At 64.3% G+C, this 20,851-nt stretch carries 22 protein-coding genes; 18 read left to right on the forward strand and 4 right to left on the reverse strand.

What is annotated here, in order from left to right; all coding sequences use genetic code 11:
* Positions 1-11: 11 nt before the first annotated feature.
* From guaA to bmt, 3 genes are all read left to right on the forward strand, one after another.
* Complete coding sequence (gene guaA / locus CHB90_RS00890) at positions 12-1,580, forward strand: glutamine-hydrolyzing GMP synthase (protein ID WP_089276009.1); 1,569 nt, start codon at positions 12-14, stop codon at positions 1,578-1,580.
* Positions 1,577-2,221, forward strand: coding sequence for a YdcF family protein (locus CHB90_RS00895; RefSeq protein ID WP_089275930.1), 645 nt, complete (start codon positions 1,577-1,579; stop codon positions 2,219-2,221). The genes guaA and CHB90_RS00895 overlap by 4 nt, the downstream gene beginning before the upstream one ends.
* Positions 2,222-2,420: 199 nt before the next feature.
* Positions 2,421-3,437: a betaine--homocysteine S-methyltransferase gene (bmt, locus tag CHB90_RS00900; RefSeq protein WP_089275931.1), complete on the forward strand. Its 1,017-nt coding sequence runs from the start codon at positions 2,421-2,423 to the stop codon at positions 3,435-3,437.
* Between the two features lie 160 nt (positions 3,438-3,597).
* Here bmt and CHB90_RS00905 read toward each other — a convergent pair whose 3' ends face one another.
* Positions 3,598-4,683 carry a PA0069 family radical SAM protein gene (locus CHB90_RS00905; RefSeq protein ID WP_089276010.1) on the reverse strand — a complete coding sequence of 362 codons (1,086 nt, stop codon included), beginning with the start codon at positions 4,681-4,683 and terminating at the stop codon, positions 3,598-3,600.
* 173 nt (positions 4,684-4,856) lie between these two features.
* On the opposite strand from CHB90_RS00905, the gene CHB90_RS00910 reads away from it, so the two are divergent.
* The 5 genes from CHB90_RS00910 to CHB90_RS00925 all read left to right on the forward strand — a co-directional run bounded on the left by CHB90_RS00910 (position 4,857) and on the right by CHB90_RS00925 (position 7,135).
* Positions 4,857-5,561, forward strand: coding sequence for a corrinoid protein (locus CHB90_RS00910; RefSeq protein ID WP_089275932.1), 705 nt, complete (start codon positions 4,857-4,859; stop codon positions 5,559-5,561).
* 71 nt (positions 5,562-5,632) lie between these two features.
* Positions 5,633-5,848: a hypothetical protein gene (locus CHB90_RS00915; protein WP_089275933.1), complete on the forward strand. Its 216-nt coding sequence runs from the start codon at positions 5,633-5,635 to the stop codon at positions 5,846-5,848.
* Positions 5,848-6,186 carry a YbjQ family protein gene (locus tag CHB90_RS00920; protein ID WP_089275934.1) on the forward strand — a complete coding sequence of 113 codons (339 nt, stop codon included), beginning with the start codon at positions 5,848-5,850 and terminating at the stop codon, positions 6,184-6,186. The genes CHB90_RS00915 and CHB90_RS00920 overlap by 1 nt, the downstream gene beginning before the upstream one ends.
* Before the next feature lie 99 nt (positions 6,187-6,285).
* Positions 6,286-6,459 carry a hypothetical protein gene (locus CHB90_RS26445; protein WP_170940952.1) on the forward strand — a complete coding sequence of 58 codons (174 nt, stop codon included), beginning with the start codon at positions 6,286-6,288 and terminating at the stop codon, positions 6,457-6,459.
* Complete coding sequence (locus CHB90_RS00925; RefSeq protein WP_089275935.1) at positions 6,440-7,135, forward strand: DUF1638 domain-containing protein; 696 nt, start codon at positions 6,440-6,442, stop codon at positions 7,133-7,135. Before CHB90_RS26445 ends, CHB90_RS00925 begins: the two co-directional genes overlap by 20 nt.
* Before the next feature lie 24 nt (positions 7,136-7,159).
* Here CHB90_RS00925 and CHB90_RS00930 read toward each other — a convergent pair whose 3' ends face one another.
* On the reverse strand, positions 7,160-8,758 hold the full coding sequence (locus tag CHB90_RS00930) for a divergent polysaccharide deacetylase family protein (RefSeq protein ID WP_089275936.1): 1,599 nt from the start codon (positions 8,756-8,758) through the stop codon (positions 7,160-7,162).
* A 188-nt stretch (positions 8,759-8,946) separates the two neighbouring features.
* Here CHB90_RS00930 and CHB90_RS00935 point away from each other — a divergent pair, with 188 nt between their 5' ends.
* The 7 genes from CHB90_RS00935 to lexA all read left to right on the forward strand — a co-directional run bounded on the left by CHB90_RS00935 (position 8,947) and on the right by lexA (position 14,519).
* Complete coding sequence (locus CHB90_RS00935; RefSeq protein ID WP_089275937.1) at positions 8,947-9,528, forward strand: anthranilate synthase component II; 582 nt, start codon at positions 8,947-8,949, stop codon at positions 9,526-9,528.
* Positions 9,525-10,544, forward strand: a complete 1,020-nt coding sequence (trpD, locus tag CHB90_RS00940; RefSeq protein ID WP_089275938.1) for an anthranilate phosphoribosyltransferase — start codon at positions 9,525-9,527, stop codon at positions 10,542-10,544. Before CHB90_RS00935 ends, trpD begins: the two co-directional genes overlap by 4 nt.
* Positions 10,541-11,215, forward strand: coding sequence for a uracil-DNA glycosylase (locus CHB90_RS00945; protein ID WP_089275939.1), 675 nt, complete (start codon positions 10,541-10,543; stop codon positions 11,213-11,215). Before trpD ends, CHB90_RS00945 begins: the two co-directional genes overlap by 4 nt.
* The gene (trpC, locus tag CHB90_RS00950; RefSeq protein WP_089275940.1) at positions 11,212-12,015 is read left to right on the forward strand and encodes an indole-3-glycerol phosphate synthase TrpC; all 804 of its coding nucleotides are present in this window, start codon (positions 11,212-11,214) and stop codon (positions 12,013-12,015) included. The genes CHB90_RS00945 and trpC overlap by 4 nt, the downstream gene beginning before the upstream one ends.
* Positions 12,012-12,488, forward strand: a complete 477-nt coding sequence (moaC, locus tag CHB90_RS00955) for a cyclic pyranopterin monophosphate synthase MoaC (protein ID WP_089275941.1) — start codon at positions 12,012-12,014, stop codon at positions 12,486-12,488. Before trpC ends, moaC begins: the two co-directional genes overlap by 4 nt.
* Complete coding sequence (locus tag CHB90_RS00960) at positions 12,485-13,651, forward strand: molybdopterin molybdotransferase MoeA (RefSeq protein ID WP_089275942.1); 1,167 nt, start codon at positions 12,485-12,487, stop codon at positions 13,649-13,651. Before moaC ends, CHB90_RS00960 begins: the two co-directional genes overlap by 4 nt.
* A 172-nt stretch (positions 13,652-13,823) precedes the next feature.
* Entirely contained in the window at positions 13,824-14,519 is a 696-nt protein-coding gene (gene lexA, locus CHB90_RS00965; RefSeq protein WP_089275943.1) for a transcriptional repressor LexA, read from the forward strand.
* A gap of 11 nt (positions 14,520-14,530) precedes the next feature.
* Here lexA and CHB90_RS00970 read toward each other — a convergent pair whose 3' ends face one another.
* Positions 14,531-16,600, reverse strand: coding sequence for a ComEC/Rec2 family competence protein (locus tag CHB90_RS00970; protein WP_089275944.1), 2,070 nt, complete (start codon positions 16,598-16,600; stop codon positions 14,531-14,533).
* Positions 16,601-16,676: 76 nt separating this feature from the next.
* On the opposite strand from CHB90_RS00970, the gene gltX reads away from it, so the two are divergent.
* Both gltX and gltA read left to right on the forward strand, forming a co-directional pair.
* On the forward strand, positions 16,677-18,092 hold the full coding sequence (gene gltX / locus CHB90_RS00975; protein ID WP_089275945.1) for a glutamate--tRNA ligase: 1,416 nt from the start codon (positions 16,677-16,679) through the stop codon (positions 18,090-18,092).
* Between the two features lie 80 nt (positions 18,093-18,172).
* Entirely contained in the window at positions 18,173-19,468 is a 1,296-nt protein-coding gene (gene gltA, locus CHB90_RS00980; RefSeq protein ID WP_089275946.1) for a citrate synthase, read from the forward strand.
* 79 nt (positions 19,469-19,547) lie between these two features.
* Here the strand turns inward: gltA and CHB90_RS00985 are convergent, their stop codons facing one another.
* On the reverse strand, positions 19,548-20,324 hold the full coding sequence (locus tag CHB90_RS00985; RefSeq protein WP_089275947.1) for an enoyl-CoA hydratase-related protein: 777 nt from the start codon (positions 20,322-20,324) through the stop codon (positions 19,548-19,550).
* A gap of 148 nt (positions 20,325-20,472) precedes the next feature.
* On the opposite strand from CHB90_RS00985, the gene CHB90_RS00990 reads away from it, so the two are divergent.
* On the forward strand, positions 20,473-20,850 hold the full coding sequence (locus CHB90_RS00990; RefSeq protein ID WP_089275949.1) for a VOC family protein: 378 nt from the start codon (positions 20,473-20,475) through the stop codon (positions 20,848-20,850).
* Position 20,851 lies beyond the last annotated feature (1 nt).

Genomic DNA, 20,851 nt, shown 5'->3' on the forward strand with positions numbered 1-20,851 from the left:
TAATGGAAGGCATGACCGAGATCCAGCATGACCGCCTTCTTATCATCGACTTTGGCAGCCAGGTAACGCAGCTGATTGCGCGCCGCCTGCGTGAGCTGAATGTCTATTGTGAAATCCACCCTTACCAGAATGTCACCGACGATTTTCTGAGCGATTTCGCTCCGAAGGCGGTGATCTTTTCCGGCGGGCCCGATTCGGTCACGCGGGAGGGCAGTCCGCGCCCGCCGCGCACCGTCTACGATCTGGGCGTGCCGATTCTGGGCATCTGTTATGGCCAGCAAGTCATGATGCAGGATCTGGGCGGCAAAGTTGTCGCTGGTGAGGGCACGTCCGAATTTGGCCGCGCCTATGTGCAGCCCGGCGATCAGCGTCTGGACATGCTGACCGGCTGGTTCATGGACGGCACTGGCCGCGAACAAGTCTGGATGAGCCACGGCGACCATGTCTCCGAAATTGCCCCCGGCTTTGAGGTCTTCGGCACCTCGCCGGGTGCGCCTTTTGCCATCACCGGCGATCCGGCGCGGCAGTTCTATGCGGTCCAGTTCCACCCGGAGGTGCATCACACCCCCAACGGCGCCACGTTGTATGAGAACTTTGTCCGCGCTGCGGGCTTCAAGGGCGACTGGACCATGGGGGCCTACCGCGAAGAGGCGGTGCAGAAGATCCGCGATCAGGTGGGCGACGCCAAGGTCATCTGCGCCCTGTCGGGCGGGGTCGATTCCTCTGTTGCCGCCGCCCTGATCCATGAGGCCGTGGGCGATCAACTGACCTGCGTCTTTGTCGATCACGGGCTGCTGCGCCTGAACGAGGCAGAGGAAGTCGTCGGCATGTTCCGCGACCACATGAACCTGCATGTGATCCACGCCGAGGAACAGGACCTGTTCCTGGGGGAGTTGGACGGCGTGTCCGACCCGGAAACCAAACGCAAGATCATCGGGCGTCTGTTCATCGACGTTTTCCAGAAATACGCCGATGGGATCGAAGGCGCGCGATTCCTTGCGCAGGGGACGCTGTACCCGGACGTGATCGAATCCGTATCGTTCAGCGGCGGGCCATCGGTCACCATCAAATCGCACCACAACGTCGGCGGGCTGCCAGAAAAGATGGGCCTGACGCTGGTCGAACCGCTGCGCGAGCTGTTCAAGGATGAGGTGCGCGCACTGGGCCATGAGCTGGGGCTGCCCGCCTCCTTTATCGGGCGTCACCCCTTCCCCGGCCCCGGTCTGGCGATCCGCTGCCCCGGAGAGATCACCCGCGACAAGCTGGAGATACTGCGCAAGGCGGACGCGGTCTATATCGACCAGATCCGCAAACACGGTCTGTATGACGACATCTGGCAGGCATTTGTGGCCATCCTGCCGGTGCGCACCGTGGGTGTTATGGGCGACGGTCGGACCTATGACTTTGCCTGCGCCCTGCGCGCGGTCACGTCCGTGGACGGCATGACCGCCGATTACTACCCGTTCAGCCATGAGTTCCTTGGTGAAACCGCAACCCGCATCATCAACGAGGTCAAGGGCATCAACCGCGTCACCTATGACGTGACCTCCAAACCCCCCGGCACGATCGAGTGGGAATGATACGCAGCCTGCTTTGGTGTTTTAAGGCCGTGGCGATCTACCTTGCGTTCTGCCTGGCGATGGTCGTCGGGTCGGTCCTGTTCACACGCGATTGCTGGGTCGTCTCGCAGAACTATGACGTCGCCGTCGTTCTGAGCGGTGGCCTCGAAGGTGTGCCGCATGTGCGCGACAATGAAATGGGTCGGATCCACAGTGGCGTCCGTCTGTTCAACAAGGGGTTGGTCAGCCGTCTGCACCTGACGGGCGGTGGCGATCCCGTCATGCACAAGAGTCGCGCAACTGCCATGGCCCGGATTGCCCGCGATCAAGGCATTCCTGACACCGCGCTGACGCTGGAGACGACCTCGCTGTCGACGTTGCAGAATGTCCTGTTTTCCCGGCCTGATCTGCCACAGACCGCCAGTCTGCTCTTGGTGACCGAACCCTATCACGCCTGGCGCGCCTGGGCGTCCTTTCAATGGGGCGGACGACCTGCATCGGTATGTGCCAGCCAGATACCGGGGCGCCGCACAGACCAAAAGATCAAGGTGGTCATGCGGGAAACCGGCTCTTGGGCTTTCAACATACCCCGTGCCGGGATCTGGTCCCTTGCACAGCTGTTGGGTCTGGATGCTCGCCTGGGAACGGATTTTTTGACTTGAAAGACCTGCGTTCACAACTCGGTCACGTTGCCCCGACGCCTTTGGGCTGGACGCGCAAGCGGTGTCCGGAACGACAAAACAACGTCGAAAGCCTGGCAACGACTCAAACCAACCTCATGTAGATGATGATGATTATGAATTTGCCTGCTGTGTCTGGATATGAAACACGCGGGCTGCGACCTCCGGAAAGGCGACACACATGACCGACGCACTCACACGGGCCCTGGCACAGCGCGACTGGCTGCTGGCAGACGGGGCCACGGGCACCAATCTTTTCAACATGGGCCTGCAATCCGGTGATGCCCCGGAGTTCTGGAACGAAAACGAACCGGACAAGATCCGCGCCCTGTATCGTGGCGCGGTCGATGCCGGGTCCGACCTGTTCCTGACCAACTCCTTTGGGGCCAATGCCTCACGCCTGAAACTGCATGACGCCGGGCACCGCGCCTATGAGCTGTCCAAGCTGGCCGCCGAACTGGGACGTGAGATCGCCGACGCCTCGGGGCGCGAGGTCATCGTCGCCGGGTCCGTGGGTCCGACGGGTGAGATCATGGGCGCCGCAGGATCGCTGAGCCATGAACGCGCGGTCGAGATGTTCGAAGAGACCGCAAACGGTCTGAAGGATGGCGGCGCGGATGTGCTCTGGGTCGAGACGATCTCGGCCCCAGAGGAATACATGGCCGCCGCCGAGGCCTTTGCCAACGCCGGGATGCCGTGGTGCGGCACCATGAGTTTCGACACCGCCGGGCGCACCATGATGGGCATGACCTCGGCCGATATGGTCAAGATGGTCGAAGGGCTGCCGAACCCGCCGATCGGGTTTGGCGCCAACTGTGGCGTCGGCGCGTCCGACCTGTTGCGCACGGTGCTGGGCTTTGTCGCCCAGGGGACCGAACGGCCGATCATTGCCAAAGGCAACGCCGGTATCCCGAAGTACCACGAAGGACACATTCACTACGACGGCACGCCCGCGCTGATGGCCGAATACGCGCTGATGGCGCGCAATTCCGGTGCGCGGATCATTGGCGGCTGCTGTGGCACCATGCCCGACCACCTGAGCGCCATGCGCGCTGCGCTGGAAACCCATGAGCCGGGGCCGCGCCCGACGCTGGAGCAGATCACCGAGGCGCTTGGCGGCTTCTCCTCCGAGAGCGACGGCACCGACGGCGAAGGCCCGACGCGCGAGCGCAAGAACAAGCGTCGGCGCACCAGCTGAGGCGTCCCCCTGCGTCTGTTGCGGGGGCAATCGTCCTACGACTTGCTGACCAAACCGGCGCGGTGATCGCGCCGGACCTGACCTGCTGCCTTTGGACACCACAACACGGACCCACATGACCCTGATCGCGCACATCGCAAGGCACCGCACCGAACCCGACCTAGAACAGGTTGAGTTGGTCACCTTTTTGCGGTGGCGGGCAGAACAGGTCGCAGCGCAAGGGCGGCTGGTCGCGGTCCAGCCCCAGCGCCCGCGCGGCACGTTTGAACCGGGCCGCCATCAGATCGGCATAGGGCCCCTCCCCCCGCATCCGCGCAAACCACTTGGACGAATAGACCTCTCCGCCGTGCATGTCGCGCAGGTGGTTCATCACGCGGTTGGCCCGGTCGGGATAGTGTTCGTGCAGCCAGTCCTGCCACAGGTCCGCCACCTCCAGCGGCAGGCGCAGCATGATCCAGCTGGCCGACGTCGCCCCGGCCTCGGCGCCTGCCGTCAGGATAGACTCCAGTTCCGGATCGGTGAGCGCGGGCACCATGGGCGAGGCCATGATCCGCACCGGCACCCCGGCGTCGACCAGTCTGCGGATCATCTGGAGACGCCGTTTCGGCCCCGGCGCGCGCGGCTCCATCCGGCGCGACAGACCCTCATCCAACGTGGTGATGGAAATTCCCACCCGCGCCAGCCCCTGCGCGGCCATGTCCGACAGGATATCGATGTCGCGTTCAATCAGCGCGCCCTTGGTCACGATGGCGACCGGATGACGGAAATCACGCAGCACCTCAAGACAGGCGCGCATGATACCCCGGTCCCGCTCGACCGGCTGATACGGATCGGTGTTGGTGCCAATGGCCAGCGGCGCGACGCTGTATTTCCTGGCCCGCAGCTCCCGCGCCAAGACGTGCGGGGCTGTGGGTCGCGCCACCAGCCGCGTCTCGAAATCCAGACCGGGCGACAGGCCCAGCCAGGCATGGGTCGGACGGGCAAAACAGTAGATGCACCCGTGTTCACAGCCACGATAAGGATTGAGCGACCGGTCAAAGGGCAGATCGGGCGAGCGGACGTAGCTGATGACAGTGCGCGGCACCTCATCGCTGACCTCGGTGCGGAACACGGTCCCCTCTTCGGGCAAGTCCCAGCCATCATGCACATCCTCACGCCGCAGCCGTTCATAGCGACCACAGTCGCGGCTGAGCGCGGCTCGGCCACGGGCCAAGGCAGGGTCGACGGGACGGTTGGGCAAGGACATGCCGGAAATATAGAACGTAACGGGAACACACGCAAGATATGCCGCTGCGGGGCGCCCAAGGTCGGTACCGCCGCGTCCAATGTCGCAATCCACCAATTGAATCTCAACGAAAACGACGAATAGTCGAAGAAACGACGGCATGCCAAGACATGCCAAAGCAAGGGAATCACGTCATGTCCGACGAAGAAGACGACATCATCCTCTCTGAACTGGACGATGAGGAACTCGTCCAACAGATGTTCGACGACCTCTACGACGGTCTCAAGGATGAAATCATGGAGGCCGTCAACATCCTGCTGGAACGCGGCTGGGCGCCCTACCGCGTCCTGACAGAGGCGCTTGTCGGCGGCATGACCATCGTTGGCAATGATTTCCGCGACGGGATTTTGTTTGTGCCTGAGGTGCTGCTGGCCGCCAACGCGATGAAGGGCGGCATGTCCATCCTCAAGCCGCTGCTGGCCGAAACCGGCGCACCGCGCATGGGGTCGATGGTGATCGGCACCGTCAAGGGCGACATCCACGATATCGGCAAGAACCTTGTGGCGATGATGATGGAGGGTGCCGGGTTTGAGGTTGTCGATCTGGGCATCAACAACGCCGTCGACGCCTATCTGGGCGCAATGGCAGAGCACAAGCCCGACATCCTGGGCATGTCGGCGCTGCTGACCACCACCATGCCCTACATGAAGGTCGTCATCGACACGATGAAGGAACAGGGCATCCGCGACGATTACATCGTGCTGGTGGGTGGCGCGCCGCTGAACGAGGAATTCGGCAAGGCCATCGGGGCCGACGCCTATTGCCGCGATGCGGCCGTCGCCGTGGAGACCGCCAAGAAGTTCATCGCGCGCAAGCACAACCAGATGGCAGCGGGCTAAAGGCCAACGGCCATGTGTCGCTTTCTTTTGGCACCCCCCGGGACTATTCTGATCACCGGGGGGACCGGCCCATGAAACTCGAAACTCTTGTCCTGATCCTTGTCTGCGTGATTGCGGGCATGGTTGCGACCTTCTGGCTGGCGGCGATGCTGCTGGCGGTGTTTCATGTGCCGTTCGCGGCGCTTGCCCTGCTGCCCGCCGCGCTGGTGGGGTATATCCTGTACCGCGTCATCGCCGAACGCGTCGGAAATGCCGAAGAAGACCACTATGACGGGATGAACCACTGATGCTGATCGTGACTACCGAAACCGTGGCGGGGCGGCCCGTGACCGAAACCCTTGGGCTTGTGCGTGGCGCAACAGTGCGGGCCAAACATGTCGGCACCGACATTGTCGCGGCGCTGAAATCTCTCGTCGGGGGCGAGCTGTCCGGCTATTCCTCGCTGATGGCAGGGGCACGCGAACAGGCGCTGGACCGGATGGTGGCAGAAGCACAAGCGATGGGGGCCGATGCGGTCATCTGCATGCGGGTCCAGACCTCGGCCATTGCAAAGGGTGCGTCGGAAATCGTCGCCTACGGCACCGCCGTTCGGCTGTCCCCGGCGCAGGCGCGCGACGCATCCTGACCTTGCGTCAATACCGGCGGCGCGCGATCACGATGATGCAAAGGGGCTTTTTCTTTTTACACCTTTGGCCCATATTGAAAGGTACGGAAGGAGATCCTGATGCCCGTGACGTCCTTTGCCCTGCTCGTGTGTGCCGTTGTCCTGGCGGCGGCTGTGACAGTCTGGGCCATGTCGTCCTTCGGGGTTCTGACGGTCATTCCTGTCCTGCTTGCGGTTGCCCTACTGGCCCGCTGGGCGATGGCGCATGTCCCGCATGACGATACCCGAACCTGACAACCTCTCCGATGCGAACTTGACCGCACAGGGCCTGCGCCCTGCGGGCAATGGACGCGTGCTGTTATTGGCCTGCGGGGCCTTGGCGCGCGAAATCCTAGCCCTTGTGCGACTGAACGGCTGGGATCACATGGATCTCGCCTGTCTGCCCGCGATCCTGCACAATCACCCGGAAAAGATCACCGATGCGGTGCGCGCGGCAGTCGACAGCCACCGCGCCAATTATGCGCGGATCTGCGTCGTCTATGCCGACTGTGGCACCGGCGGGCTGTTGCAGGCCGCCTGCGACGAGATGGGCGTCGAGATGGTGCCGGGGCCGCATTGCTACGCATTCTTTGACGGGCTGGCAGAGTTCGAATCGCGCGGTGAGGTCACCTCATTCTATCTGACCGATTTCCTGAGTCGGCAATTTGACGCTTTTGTGTGGCGGCCCCTTGGCCTCGACCGGCATCCGCAACTGCTTGAGATGTATTTCGGCAACTATGAAAAGCTGGTCTATCTGGCGCAAACCGACGATCCGGATCTGACGGCACGGGCTGAGGCACAGGCCGCGCGACTGGGTCTTGCGTTTGAACGACGGTTCACCGGCTATGGCGATCTGGCGCGCGTGCTGGAAGGCTGGGCGCTTCAGGGAACACAGGGCGCACCGGCAACAAGGGCTTTGCAAAAGCCTTAACGTAGTTTTTCAAACGCCTTTACGCTAATCGACAAGTGTTTCGGCCAGCACCACCGACGCCGGCACCAACGCAATCGTGTCGCTGCGGTCCTGCAACCCCCAGAGCACCAGCGCCGAGATTGTGTCGGCCCGCAGCCGCCCCATCATCACCACACCACCCTCTTGCCGCGCCCGAAACGCGGCCTGATCCAGAGTGCGCCGCACCATCGAGGCATCCTGCCCCTCGCCGTCGAAATCCCGGAACAGCGTGACCGAGGGCACCCCGTCCTTGAGCGCCAGTTTCTGCGCCGTGTTCAGCCCTTTGGGCTGCGTGATCAGGCCGTGTCCGCTGTCTCGCAGAAAGGCCGCGACCTGTGACGACACCTCGCGGCTGTCCTGAAGGCTGCCGTCTGGGTCCTCCAGCACGGCAACCGCCTCGGGGATGGCGCGGATCAACCCCTCCATCGCCACCTCGACGTCAGCGGCCAGTGCGCCTTCGGGCATGTCGCCCAGCACCAGCACCTCGAACCCAAGATCGCGATATCCTTTTGCCGCCGCCACCGCATCCGGATGGCTGGGCGAGATGGCAAAGCTGACCGGGAAGGGGAACGCCTTGAGCCCGGAAGGCCCCAACGGTCCGCTGCCGTCATCCACCAGCACCACCGCCATACGCGGCACGCCGTCGGGCACCGTCACCGGGGCAGAGAAGCGCACCAGTGGGCTGTCTTTGGGCAGGCCCGCCAGCGGGCCGGAGGGCTCTGCCGCCAGAACCTGATCAGGATCTGCCTCGGGTGCCGCATCGGGAGCGGCATCCGGCGAGCGATCAAACAGTGACGTAGCAGGTTTGCCGATGACCGGCCCGGTAGGAGACGGTGTCGGCACCGGGGTTGCACTCTCTACGGCTGGTGGCGTGCTTGCCGGTTCAGGCGTCGGCGTGACCGGATCAGCGTCTGGGTCAGGATCGCGGGCAAAGGGGGTCTCCGGCGCGTCCGGCACAGGGGCAGGATCAACGCTTTCGGCGATCAGAGCGCGATCGACATCCGGCACCACCGGGGCTGGAGGCTGCGCCGGGCCGGTGACGATGACCGGCTGCGCCTCGGGGCGAGGGGCGTCTGGGGCTGTCACCTGCACACGCGGCAGGACCGGCGCGTCCCGGCCTGCCAGCCTCGGCGCGTCAGATGCCTCTGGTGCGGCACTTTCGGGCGCGTCGGGCGCAAGGCCCACCTGAGGCGGCACGGGCGGTGCGGTATCGGCCCCGGCAATCACCGGGTCGGCAGGCGCAGGCAACGTGCCAGCGGGCACCACCGGACGGTCCACCCCGGATTCCGGTTGCGGTCTGACACCCGGTTTGGACAAGTCGGGTTTCGCGGCCGGATCGCTCTCTGGCGTTTCCACGACGCGCGGCTTTGACGGATCAGGTGTCTCTGGCTCTGGCGTCTCTCGCTCTGGTGCGACGGGTTCAGGCGCGGCAGTTTCAAGTTGCGGATCCGGCCCACCCGCCAGAAGGCTGCTATCCACATTGCCCACCGGCGGCGGCACCATTGCGCCCTGCTCCGGCAGCGGCGTGTTCAGCGAGATCGCCGCCAGCCCCGCCCCCGAGAACACCACTCCCCAGATCGCCCCAGACAGAATTCCGCGTGCCATGCTGCTCTCTCCGACTTCTCAAGCACCTGTTCCGGTGCCTTTGTCCTGTAGTCTTGCACCCTTGCCGGGCTTGACGCCACCATTATGGCCTGTGCATGTATACCGCGACGTGGCCATGGGCTACCAGCCCCCGATCGCGTCCCCGCGGAATACCCCTGCAACCAGACCCAGCTGACGAAGGCCCGGCCATGCTGCTCCTGATCGATAACTACGACAGTTTCACCTATAATCTCGTCCATTATCTGGGCGAACAGGGGGCTGATGTACAGGTCTGGCGCAACGACGCGTTGAACGTGCAAGAGGCCATGGCGCTGAACCCGGCAGGCATCGTCTTGTCCCCCGGCCCCGGCACGCCAGACCAGTCGGGCATCTGCCTCGCCCTGACACAGGCCGCCGCAGAGACGGGGACACCGCTGTTGGGCGTGTGCCTTGGCCATCAAACCATTGGTCAGACCTTTGGCGGGACAGTTGTGCGCCACGATGAGATCGTCCACGGCAAGATGGGGTCGATGCACCATCACGGGGAAAGCGTCTTCAAGGGCTTGCCCTCACCGATCAAGGCCACGCGCTATCATTCGCTGGTGGTGCGCCGGTCAGACCTGCCCGAGACGCTGAAAGTCACGGCAGAGCTGGAGGACGGCACCATCATGGGGCTGATGCACCGCGATTTGCCGATCCACGGCGTGCAGTTCCACCCGGAGTCCATTGCCTCGGAGCATGGGCACGCCATGTTGCAGAATTTTCTCGACGTCCTGAAGGTGCCGGCATGAGCGATGACCTTCGCCCTCTTATCGGCACCAGTGCCGACCGCCCCCTGACACGGGCCGAGGCAGAGCGCGCCTTTGGCATCCTCTTTGCCGGTCAGGCCACGCCCGCCCAGATTGGCGGATTGCTGATGGCGCTGCGCACGCGCGGAGAGACAGTGGATGAATACGCCGCCGCTGCCGCCGTGATGCGCGCCAAATGCAACAAAGTCGCGGCCCCTGCGGGCGCGATGGACATTGTCGGCACCGGCGGGGATGGCAAAGGCACGCTGAACATCTCGACCGCGACGGCCTTTGTGGTGGCGGGTGCGGGTGTCACCGTAGCCAAACACGGCAACCGCAACCTGTCGTCCAAATCCGGCGCAGCCGATGCGCTGGGGCAGATGGGCATCAACGTGATGATTGGCGCCGACAAGGTGGAAAAGGCGCTGGCCGATGTCGGCATCTGTTTCATGATGGCCCCCATGCACCACCCGGCCATGGCCCATGTCGGCCCGGTCCGGGCCGAGCTTGGCACCCGCACGATTTTTAACATCCTTGGCCCGCTGACCAACCCGGCGGGCGTCAAGCGCCAGCTCACCGGCGCGTTTACCCGCGAGTTGATCCGCCCGATGGCCGAGGTGCTGGGCAAACTGGGCTCCGAACGAGCATGGCTGGTGCATGGCTCGGATGGCACCGATGAGTTGACCATCACCGGCGTCAGCTGGATCGCCGCGTTGGAAGAAGACGGCAGCATCCATGAGGCAGAATTGCACCCCGAGGACGCAGGTCTGCCTGTGCATCCGTTTGAGGACATCATCGGCGGCTCACCCGAGGAAAACGCCAAGGCCATGCGTGCCCTGTTGGACGGCGCGCATTCGGCCTATCGCGACGCGGTGCTGCTGAATGCGGCCGCTGCGCTGGTGATCGCTGGTCAGGCCACGGACCTGCGCGACGGCGTGGAACGGTCGGTTGAGAGTATCGACAGCGGTGCGGCCCTGGCCAAGGTGCAGGCGCTGGCCAAGGCGACGCAGGCGGCGTGAGCTTCGCGCCCCCGACCCCGCCCAAAAGCTGGCAACATCTGCCATTCTTTGCGCAGGATCTGCCCCGCATCGCGGCGCATCTTGCCCAAAGCGACGCGCAGGTGCTGCCGCCCGCCACTCAGGTTTTCGCCGCACTGGCGGCCTGCCCGCCGCAGGCCACCCGTGTGGTGATCCTGGGACAGGACCCCTATCCGACACCGGGCCATGCGCACGGGTTGGCCTTTTCGGTGGACCCGGATGTGCGGCCCCTGCCCCGCTCCCTGACCAACATCTACAAGGAGATGCAGGCGGATCTGGGGGCTGTGCCCCCCAATGGCGACCTGCGCTTTTGGGCTGAACAGGGCGTGCTGCTGCTCAACACCGCGCTGACGGTTGAGGCGGGCAAGGCCGGTGCGCATGCCAAACTGGGTTGGTCGCGTCTGACCGAACAGGTGTTTGCCGCGCTGTCGGACCGCCCCCGCGCCTTCCTGCTCTGGGGCGCGCATGCGCAGGGCTTTGCCAAATACATCACCAGTGCGGACCACCTGATCCTGACCAGCGCGCATCCCTCTCCGCTGTCGGCGCGGCGCGGCTTTTTCGGCTCGCGGCCCTTTTCGCGCATCAACGACTGGCTTAAAGACAGTGGCCAGACGCCGATCAACTGGACGACGCCAGAAAGACCTGCCCCATGACCACAACCATCCTCGACAAGATCAAAGCCTACAAGCTGGACGAAGTGGCCGCCGACAAGGCCGCCAAACCCCTGTCCGAGGTTGAGGACGCGGCCCGCGCCGCGCCCCCGGTGCGGCCTTTTGCCGGGGCGCTCATGGCGGCATCGGAAAAGGGCTATGGCCTGATCGCCGAGATCAAGAAGGCCTCACCGTCCAAGGGGCTGATCCGTGCCGATTTCGACCCCGCCGCGCTGGCACAGGCCTATGAGGCGGGTGGCGCGACCTGCCTGTCGGTGCTGACCGACACGCCGTCCTTTCAGGGCGCGAAACCGTTCCTGACCGCCGCCCGCGCGGCCTGTTCCCTGCCCGCGCTGCGCAAGGATTTCATGTACGACACCTACCAGGTGGCCGAGGCGCGCGCGCTTGGCGCGGATTGCATCCTGATCATCATGGCCTCCGTGTCCGATGCGCAGGCCGCCGAACTGGAGTCTGCGGCGCAAAGCTGGGGTATGGACGCGCTGATAGAGGTGCATGACGGCGCGGAACTGGACCGCGCGCTGCTGCTGAACAGCCCGCTGATCGGTGTGAACAACCGCAACCTCAAGACCTTTGAGACGACGCTGGACACCACCCGCGAGCTGTCGAAACACATCCCCGAAGACCGCTACCTGATATCCGAGTCCGGCCTGAACAGCCCCGCCGATCTGGCTGACATGGCCGCCCATGGCGCCCGCGCCTTTCTGATCGGCGAAAGCCTGATGCGACAGGCCGACGTGGCCGAGGCGACCCGTGAATTGCTCAAGAACCCGGTGCCGGCATGAGCGGTCTCAGCCATTTCGACGCGCAGGGCAACGCGCATATGGTCGATGTCTCAGACAAACCCGTGACTGACCGCATCGCCACCGCCGAGGGCCATGTCACCATGGCCCCGGACACCTTTGCCCTGATCACCGAGGGCCGCGCCAAAAAGGGCGACGTGATCGGCGTGGCGCGTCTGGCAGGCATCATGGGCGCGAAAAAGACGCCCGAGCTGATCCCCTTGTGCCACCCGCTGCCGATCACCAAGGTCACGGTCGACCTGACCGCCGACCCCGACCTGCCCGGTCTGCGGATCGTGGCCACCGTCAAGACCTCTGGCCAGACCGGCGTCGAGATGGAGGCGCTGACCGCCGTCTCGACCGCTGCGCTGACTGTCTATGACATGGTCAAGGCGGTGGATAAGGGCATGGTGATCAGCGGTATCCGCGTGCTTTTGAAGGATGGCGGCAAATCCGGGCGCTTTGAGGCGACATGATCACCGTCACCCAAGCCCTCGACCACCTCTTTGCCCTGACCGCGCCGCTGCCGGTAGAAACTGTGCCACTGATACAGGCGGCGGAGCGGGTGCTGGCGCGTCCCGTCACCGCACGGCGCGATCAGCCGCCCTTTGCAGCCTCCGCGATGGATGGCTATGCCGTCCCCGAGGCCGCACCGGGACAGCGGTTCACCGTCATCGGCGAAAGCGCCGCAGGCGCGCGGTTTGATGGTCCTGTCAGTCCGGGTCAGGCGGTGCGCATCTTTACCGGCGCGCCGGTGCCGCAGGGGGCCACCCGCATCGTGATCCAGGAGGACGTCACCCGCGACGGCGACGCCATCACCCTGAACGCCGATCTGGACGAAAACCTCTACATCCGCCCCGCCGGCACCGATTTCCGCAATGGACAGACGGTTCCCGCCCCCAAACGCCTGTCTCCGCAGGACGTGGCCCTGTTAGCGGCCATGAACATCGCCGAGGTGCCCGTCACCCGCAAACCGCGCGTGGCGCTGATTTCGACCGGCAATGAGCTGGTCATGCCCGGCGACACACCCGGCCCCGACCAGATCATCGCGTCGAACACCTTTGGCTTGCACGCTCTGCTGCGCGACCTCGGGGCAGAGCCGCGCATCCTGCCGATTGCGCGCGACACCTCATCCTCGCTCATCCACGGCTTTTCGCTGGTCGAGGACGCGGATCTGGTGATCACCATCGGCGGGGCCTCTGTGGGGGATCACGATCTCGTGGCGCAGGTCGCGGCGGAACTTGGGATGGAGCGGGCCTTTCACAAGGTTTCCATGCGACCGGGCAAACCGCTGATGTCGGGCCGTCTGAACGGGGCCATGATGATCGGCCTGCCCGGCAACCCGGTGTCCGCGATGGTCTGCGGGCATGTCTTTGTGGCACCGGTGATCCGCGCCATGTTGGGTCTTGGCGCCGCCCCCGCCCCGCGCCACAACACCCAACTGGCCGCCCCGCTGACGCCGAACGGGCCGCGCGAACACTACATGCGCGCGGTTGTGTCAGAGGCAGGCATAACCGCCCTTGATCGTCAGGACTCCAGTCTGCTGAGCGTCTTGGGCCGCGCAAATGCGCTGCTGGTGCGCCCCGCAGGCGATGGCGCGCACACCGCCGGAGAGATCGTCTCATATCTGCCGCTGTGATTGCGGCGGGCTTTGCCAGCGGTGGAAAACAGCCGTGGCGGCGCACAAATCCGGCACCACAGACAGAGATCTGACGCCAAGGCGCAACAAAAGTAGTGGCGATTTTCACGCAATTGTTGACACAAAACAGGAACACCCGTAGAACAAAAGTTAACAAACACGGGGTCGCGCCATGCTGACGAAGAAACAACTCGATCTTTTGGACTTCATCAACAAGCGGATGACCCGTGACGGGGTGCCCCCCAGTTTCGACGAAATGAAGGACGCGCTTGATCTGCGGTCCAAGTCCGGCATTCACCGCCTGATCACGGCGCTTGAGGAACGCGGCTTTATCCGCCGTCTGGCCCACCGGGCGCGCGCCATCGAGATCGTGAAACTGCCTGAAAGCCTGGGCGGACATCCCGTTGGTTTCAACCCGACGGTGATCGAAGGGGATCGGGCGGGCTCTCGTCCCTCTGGCGCCTTCAATCTTGATGCGGCAAACCTGACGGAGTTGCCACTGGTCGGCAGCATCGCCGCCGGTCGCCCGATCGAGGCAATCAATGATCCGGCCCCCGGCGTGTCCGTGCCGGGGCAGATGTTGCGCGGTCAGGGGCGGCACTACGCGCTTGAGGTCAAGGGCGACTCGATGATCGACGCGGGCATCAACGACGGTGACGTGGTGGTGATCCGCGAATCCCCCGACGCAAGCGACGGCGATATCGTCGTCGCCCAGATCGAGGGCTATGAGGCCACGCTGAAACGGTTCCGCCGCAAGGGCGAGATGATCATCTTGGAGGCCGCAAACCCGGCCTATGAACCGCGCGTGTTGCCGCAAGGGTCCGTCACCGTGCAAGGACGGCTTGTGGGATTGATCCGTACCTACTGAACCCGTCGAACTTATTGAACCCGCCACGCCAGCCGAAACGGCCTTGGCGTGGCGGCGTGCCAAAGCCGTGTTCCCGACGCATCGCGGTCGGTCACGATGCGCGGGGCGCCCTGATCCATCCAGACCGCCACCGACCCGCTTTGGCGCAGCCGCGCCGGATCAAACACCTCACATCCGCCCGGCAGGTCGATATCAACGCTGGACACGACAATCTGACCGGGATGACATGTGTCGACGCGCGCGGCGGCGCGTTTTCCCTGCAAATGCAGGATGTTCAGCCCGTCCAGATCTGCCTTCGCCATCCGGTCCACAACGGGTTCCGGCCAAAGCGCCGCCGCCTGAGGTTGGTTAAAGCCCTGTCCGTCGTTCTCCAGCCAGACACCGGCCACAAAGGCCGACCCGCGATCGCGTGACAGCGCGCGCCCCTGTGGAGTCATCACCCCGATCAGCGTGCCGCTGTCGGCGATCAGCACCGAGGGCCGGTCCGTCCCCGCCCACAGCACCGCCGCCAGACCCAGCGGCGCAAGTCCCGCCAGCCGTCCCCGTCCGCGCCACAGGCACAGGATCAGCCCGCCCGCCGCAATCAACGGCAGGACAATTGGCGCAGGTGCCACGATATATCCCACAGAGCCGTCCAAGCCCGCCACCGTATGGGCCACGCCCAATATCCAGCCCAGCCCCAGCGCCATGACCTTCAGCGCGATCCAGTCCAACCCGAATGGCATCAGCAACGCCGCCAGCACCGCCAGCGGCACCACCCAGATCCCCATGACCGGCACCGCCGCAAGGTTGGCCAGCAAACCGTATTGCGCAATCTGGTTGAAATGCGCCATGCCCACCGGCGCGGTCGCCGCCCCTGCCACCGCAGAGGACACCACCACCGACATCACCGGCGCAATCCAGCGCGGCAGATCATGGTCCCGCTGCCAGATGGTCAACCGCTCAAACACCGCCACCAGCGCCGTTGTCGCCGCAAAGGACATCTGAAAACCGGGGCCCATCAACGCCTCGGGCCGCATCACCAGCACCACCAGCGCCGCTATCGCCACGCTGCGCAGGCTCAGCGCGCGCCGGTCCAGCATCATCGCGCACAGCGCGGCGGCCACCATCATGAAGGCCCGCTCTGTCGCCACATTGCCCCCCGACAACGCCAGATAGCCCGCCGCCGCCACCAGCGCGCCACCCGCCGCCAGCTTCTTGACCGGCCAGTGGTGGCGCGCATGAGGGGATAGCAGCAGCGCCAGCCGCAGCGCGGCAAAGACAAAGCCCGCCAGCAGCCCCATGTGCAGCCCGGAGATTGCCAGAAGATGCGCCAGGTTGCTGTCGCGCAGCACCTGCAACGTGTCCTGCCCCATGCCGGACCGATCCCCGGTCATGATGGCGGCGGCAAAGGCGCCCCGCTCTCCCGGCAAGGCCGCCTGCACCCGCGCCGACAACCACAGGCGCAGCCGCGCTACTCGCAACCCCTCGCCCGCCGGTTCCAGCAACAAGACAGGCTTGCGCGTGTACCCCACAGCGCCCAGCCGCAAAAACCAGGCATGGCGCCGGAAATCGAATCCGCCGGGCTCTACCGCGCCGCCGGGCGGCGACAGATGCCCCGTCAGGATCACAACCTGTCCGGGCGTCGGATCAAGATACCCCTGGGTGCCGTGCAATGACACGCGCACGCGGGTCGGCACCTCGTCAGGGTCCATACGTTCCAGCACCACGCGGTCCAGCGTCAGACGCAACGCGTCCGAGGCAGAGCGGTCAATCTGTATGACACGCCCTTCAATCGCGCCGTAATACCGGAAATCCAGCACCGGACCGGCGACCTGGTGCGCCCGCGCGCCCGCCAGCGCAAACCCCAGAGACGCCAGTGCCAGCGCCGCCAGCAGCGGCCCCCAGATCGGCCCGGCGCGGTGCTGCAGCGCAGCCAGCAGGCCAATCGACCCACACAGCCACAACAGGGCAACCGGCGGTTCAACCCGCAGGGCAAAAAAGATCCCGATCCCGGTTGCAAGGCAGACCGGAGTCCATGGAAACAGATGGCCACGCTGGCCCAGTAGGACCGACACCAGCCAGGAGAGGGGTTGACCCATGCTTGCCCCCCGTTGGGTGGCTCGTTAAGGAACGGCCAAGCTTACCCTCCCCGCCGTTAGGAAAAGGTTAACCAAGATGTCCGACGCTCAGGTCGTCACCCGCTTTGCTCCCTCGCCCACTGGTTTCCTGCACATTGGCGGGGCGCGCACCGCGCTGTTCAACTGGCTGTACGCCCGTGGCCGGGGCGGCAAGTTCCTGTTGCGGATCGAAGACACCGACCGCGCCCGCTCCACCCCAGAGGCGACAGAGGCGATCCTGCGCGGCCTTGACTGGCTGGGCCTGGATCATGACGGCGAGGTGATCAGCCAGTTCGCCCGTGCCGACCGCCACGCTGAAGTCGCGCATGAGCTGCTGGCCAAGGGCGCGGCCTACAAATGCTTTGCCACCCAGGAAGAGATCGAATCCTTCCGCGAGGCGGCGCGCGCCGAAGGTCGCTCCACCCTGTTCCACAGCCCGTGGCGCGACGCCGATCCCGCAAGCCACCCCGATGCGCCCTATGTTGTCCGCCTCAAGACCCCGACAGAGGGCGAAACGGTGATCGACGATCAGGTGCAGGGCCGCGTTACCATCCGTAATGACCAGTTGGACGATATGGTCCTGCTGCGCTCGGACGGGACGCCGGTCTACATGCTGGCGGTGGTCGTGGACGACTTTGACATGGGCGTGACCCATGTGATCCGGGGCGATGACCACCTCAACAACGCCGCGCGCCAGATGGGGATCTATCAAGCGATGGGTTGGCCGCTGCCGGTCTACGCCCATATCCCGCTGATCCACGGACCCGACGGCAAGAAACTGTCCAAACGCCACGGCGCGCTGGGGGCCGACGAGTATCAGAAGATGGGCTATCCGGCGGCAGGCATGCGCAACTACCTTGCCCGGCTGGGATGGTCGCATGGCGATGACGAATTCTTTACCGATGCGCAGGCAAAAGACTGGTTCGATCTGGGCGGAATCGGCAAGTCTCCGGCACGCTTTGACTTGAAGAAGCTGGAAAATCTCTGCGGTCAGCATATCGCCGTGGCGGACGATGCTGCACTGCTGCATGAAATCGAGGCTTACCTTGAGGCAACTGGTGCGGTTAAACTGCCAGATGAAAAACGCGACGGGCTGGGACGTGCGATGTATTGCCTCAAGGAGCGGGCCAAAACCTTTCCGGAACTTCTTGAAAAAGCGCAATTTATTCTGACGGACACGCCGATCGTGCCGGACGAGAAGGCCGCCAAGAACCTTGACCCGGTATCCCGTGGTATACTGGCTGCGTTGACGCCGCAGCTGCAAGATGCTAGCTGGAACAAGGATGAATTGGAGGCGGTGCTGAACCGTTTCGCCGAAGATCACGGAACCAAATTCGGCAAACTTGCCGGCCCGCTTCGGGCCGCGCTTGCCGGGCGCGCGGTGACCCCGTCGGTCTTTGACATGATGCTCGTCCTGGGCCGCGACGAAAGCGTCGCGCGGCTGGATCGGGCGGCGGCCGAAAAAGAGGGCTGAGGCCCCGGGGACGGCCATGTGACTTCAACCGGCAGGGCCGCAAACCGGCCCCGCCTCGTGATACCAGAGGGATAATAAGCATGGCTGAGACCAACAAGACCGCGACGCTGACGATCGACGGGAACAGCTTTGAGCTGCCTATTCACGCACCTACCGCCGGTCCGGACGTGATCGACATTCGCAAGCTTTACGGACAGGCGGGCGTCTTTACCTACGACCCCGGCTTTACCTCGACCGCGTCCTGCGATTCGACCATCACCTTTATCGACGGCGACAAGGGTGAGCTGCTGCACCGCGGATACCCGATCGACCAGCTGGCCGAGAAATCGCACTACCTCGAGGTCTGCTTTCTGCTGCTTTACGGCTACCTGCCCAAGGCCGGTGAGCTGGAAGAGTTTGAGAACACGATCACCCGCCACACGATGATCCACGAACAAATGTACAACTTCTTCCGTGGGTTCCGCCGCGACGCGCATCCGATGGCGGTCATGGTGGGTGTGGTTGGCGCGATGGCGGCCTTTTACCACGACAGCACCGACATCGCGGACCCGCGCCAGCGCGAGATCGCCAGCCACCGTCTGATCGCCAAGATGCCGACCATCGCGGCGATGGCCTACAAATACTCGATCGGTCAGCCGTTCGTGTACCCGCGCAACGATCTGGACTACGCGGCCAACTTCCTGCACATGTGTTTCAGCGTTCCGGCTGAGGAATATGTTGTCGACCCGATCCTTGCCCGCGCGATGGACCGGATCTTTACCCTGCACGCCGATCACGAACAGAACGCCTCGACCTCGACCGTGCGTCTGGCCTCGTCCTCGGGCGCGAACCCCTTTGCCTGCATCGCCGCCGGTGTCGCCTGCCTCTGGGGTCCGGCGCATGGCGGCGCCAACCAGGCCTGCCTTGAAATGCTCAAGGAAATCGGCTCACCAGAGAATATCCCCGAGTATCTCGCCCGCGCCAAGGACAAGGACGACTCGTTCCGCCTGATGGGCTTTGGCCACCGCGTCTACAAGAACTTTGACCCGCGCGCCAAGGTGATGAAGCAGTCCGCCGATGAGGTGCTGGACCTGCTGGGGGTTGAGAACAATCCGGTTCTTGCCACCGCGAAAGAGCTCGAAAAGCAGGCCTTGGCCGATCCCTATTTTGCCGAGAAAAAACTGTTCCCGAACGTCGACTTCTATTCGGGCATCATTCTTGAGGCGATGGGCTTTCCGACCTCGATGTTCACGCCGATCTTTGCGCTGTCGCGCACCGTTGGCTGGGTCAGCCAGTGGAAAGAAATGCTCAACGATCCGCAGAACAAGATCGGCCGCCCGCGCCAGTTGTACTTGGGCGAGACCGAGCGGGATTACGTGGACATCGAAAACCGCTAAGCACGATCAGGACGACTCCAAACCAAAAGGCCCGGCAATCGCCGGGCCTTTTTCGTTTCCCATACGGGACCAGCGCGGACTAGCGCCCTTCGTAGACCGCCGGGCGCTTTTCCATAAAGGCCACAACACCCTCTTTGAAATCGCGGGTCTTGCCGCATTCGCCCTGCAATTTCGATTCGACGCCCAGTTGGGTTTCCAGATCGTTGTCATGGCTCGCACGCAGCGCCTGTTTCACGCGCAGATAGGCCGCTGTCGGCCCCTTGGCCAGATGCGCGGCCCGGGCGGCGACATGGGCGGCAAAACCATCGTCGGCCACCGCCTCCCAGATCATGCCCCAGTCATCCGCCTGCTTGGCCGAGATCTTTTCCGCAAACAGCGCCGCGCCCATCGCCTTGGCCAGTCCCATCTGGCGCGGCAACAGCCATGTGCCGCCGGCGTCCGGGATCAGCCCGATGCGGGTAAACGCCTGCAGGAAAAAAGCCGATTCCGTGGCGATCACCACATCCGCCGACAACGCCAGATTGGCCCCTGCCCCGGCGGCCGCGCCGTTGACCGCGCTGATCGTCGGCACCGGGCAGTCATAGATGGCGTGCAGCATCGGCACATATTCGTCGCGCAGGGTACGTTCCAGATCAAGGTTGGCGGCATTGGCCCGGTCGCCCAGATCCTGACCCGAGCAAAAGGATTTGCCCGCCCCGGTCAGCACCACCACCCGCGCCTCACGCCCGCCGCGCGCCACCGCGTCGGTGATCTCGGCCCGCATCTGGGTGTTGAGCGCATTCATCACGTCAGGCCGGTTCAGCGTCACGGTGGCGATGTTCTCGGACACCGCGTAGGTGATCATGTCGTATTGCATTGGCGTGCTCCCATTTCCTTGCCGCGCATGAAACATCCCAGCCCCCGGAAAGGCAAAGCCAAACGCGGCGTCACGTCCCACGCACACAGGCAATCAGCGCACGTCTCTGGCGTTGACGGCGCGGCGGCCGCCCTGCAATCATGTGGTCATGACCTACAAACCCGATGGCTATACCGATCTGTCGCCTTACCTGATCCTCTCCGACCCGGAGGCGACCTTGCAATTCTGCGAAGCGGTGTTTGACGCCACCCGTCTGCGTGTCTTTCACGACGGTGACCGTATCATGCACGCCGAATGTCGCATCGGCGACACCGTCCTGATGATGGGCGGGGCAGAGGGCGGCGCGGATGCGATGATCCATCTGTACCTGCCCGATCCGGACGCCGTTTTTGCCAAGGCGCTGGCGCACGGGGCCGTTGAGATCCAGCCGATGCTGGAAAAAGGCGATGGCGACCGTCGCGGCGGCTTTCGCTCGGCCTGCGGGACGCAGTGGTTTGTGGCCAAACAGATGGGCGCGCCCGCCTGAC

Origin of the sequence: Antarctobacter heliothermus (assembly GCF_900188425.1) — a bacterium.
In the GTDB taxonomy this organism is placed as follows: domain Bacteria; phylum Pseudomonadota; class Alphaproteobacteria; order Rhodobacterales; family Rhodobacteraceae; genus Antarctobacter; species Antarctobacter heliothermus.

What these genes read in the sequence shown, in the direction of transcription:
- CHB90_RS00925 (WP_089275935.1), top strand. Translation starts at nt 6,440, where the DNA reads ATGACGATACCCGAACCTGACAACCTCTCCGATGCGAACTTGACCGCA.
- CHB90_RS26445 (WP_170940952.1), top strand. Translation starts at nt 6,286, where the DNA reads ATGCCCGTGACGTCCTTTGCCCTGCTCGTGTGTGCCGTTGTCCTGGCG.
- CHB90_RS00930 (WP_089275936.1), bottom strand. Translation starts at nt 8,758, where the DNA reads ATGGCACGCGGAATTCTGTCTGGGGCGATCTGGGGAGTGGTGTTCTCG.
- lexA (WP_089275943.1), top strand. Translation starts at nt 13,824, where the DNA reads ATGCTGACGAAGAAACAACTCGATCTTTTGGACTTCATCAACAAGCGG.
- CHB90_RS00935 (WP_089275937.1), top strand. Translation starts at nt 8,947, where the DNA reads ATGCTGCTCCTGATCGATAACTACGACAGTTTCACCTATAATCTCGTC.
- guaA (WP_089276009.1), top strand. Translation starts at nt 12, where the DNA reads ATGACCGAGATCCAGCATGACCGCCTTCTTATCATCGACTTTGGCAGC.
- CHB90_RS00895 (WP_089275930.1), top strand. Translation starts at nt 1,577, where the DNA reads ATGATACGCAGCCTGCTTTGGTGTTTTAAGGCCGTGGCGATCTACCTT.
- gltX (WP_089275945.1), top strand. Translation starts at nt 16,677, where the DNA reads ATGTCCGACGCTCAGGTCGTCACCCGCTTTGCTCCCTCGCCCACTGGT.
- CHB90_RS00905 (WP_089276010.1), bottom strand. Translation starts at nt 4,683, where the DNA reads ATGTCCTTGCCCAACCGTCCCGTCGACCCTGCCTTGGCCCGTGGCCGA.
- CHB90_RS00920 (WP_089275934.1), top strand. Translation starts at nt 5,848, where the DNA reads ATGCTGATCGTGACTACCGAAACCGTGGCGGGGCGGCCCGTGACCGAA.
- trpD (WP_089275938.1), top strand. Translation starts at nt 9,525, where the DNA reads ATGAGCGATGACCTTCGCCCTCTTATCGGCACCAGTGCCGACCGCCCC.
- CHB90_RS00970 (WP_089275944.1), bottom strand. Translation starts at nt 16,600, where the DNA reads ATGGGTCAACCCCTCTCCTGGCTGGTGTCGGTCCTACTGGGCCAGCGT.
- CHB90_RS00915 (WP_089275933.1), top strand. Translation starts at nt 5,633, where the DNA reads ATGAAACTCGAAACTCTTGTCCTGATCCTTGTCTGCGTGATTGCGGGC.
- CHB90_RS00990 (WP_089275949.1), top strand. Translation starts at nt 20,473, where the DNA reads ATGACCTACAAACCCGATGGCTATACCGATCTGTCGCCTTACCTGATC.
- CHB90_RS00910 (WP_089275932.1), top strand. Translation starts at nt 4,857, where the DNA reads ATGTCCGACGAAGAAGACGACATCATCCTCTCTGAACTGGACGATGAG.
- moaC (WP_089275941.1), top strand. Translation starts at nt 12,012, where the DNA reads ATGAGCGGTCTCAGCCATTTCGACGCGCAGGGCAACGCGCATATGGTC.
- trpC (WP_089275940.1), top strand. Translation starts at nt 11,212, where the DNA reads ATGACCACAACCATCCTCGACAAGATCAAAGCCTACAAGCTGGACGAA.
- CHB90_RS00985 (WP_089275947.1), bottom strand. Translation starts at nt 20,324, where the DNA reads ATGCAATACGACATGATCACCTACGCGGTGTCCGAGAACATCGCCACC.
- bmt (WP_089275931.1), top strand. Translation starts at nt 2,421, where the DNA reads ATGACCGACGCACTCACACGGGCCCTGGCACAGCGCGACTGGCTGCTG.
- CHB90_RS00960 (WP_089275942.1), top strand. Translation starts at nt 12,485, where the DNA reads ATGATCACCGTCACCCAAGCCCTCGACCACCTCTTTGCCCTGACCGCG.
- gltA (WP_089275946.1), top strand. Translation starts at nt 18,173, where the DNA reads ATGGCTGAGACCAACAAGACCGCGACGCTGACGATCGACGGGAACAGC.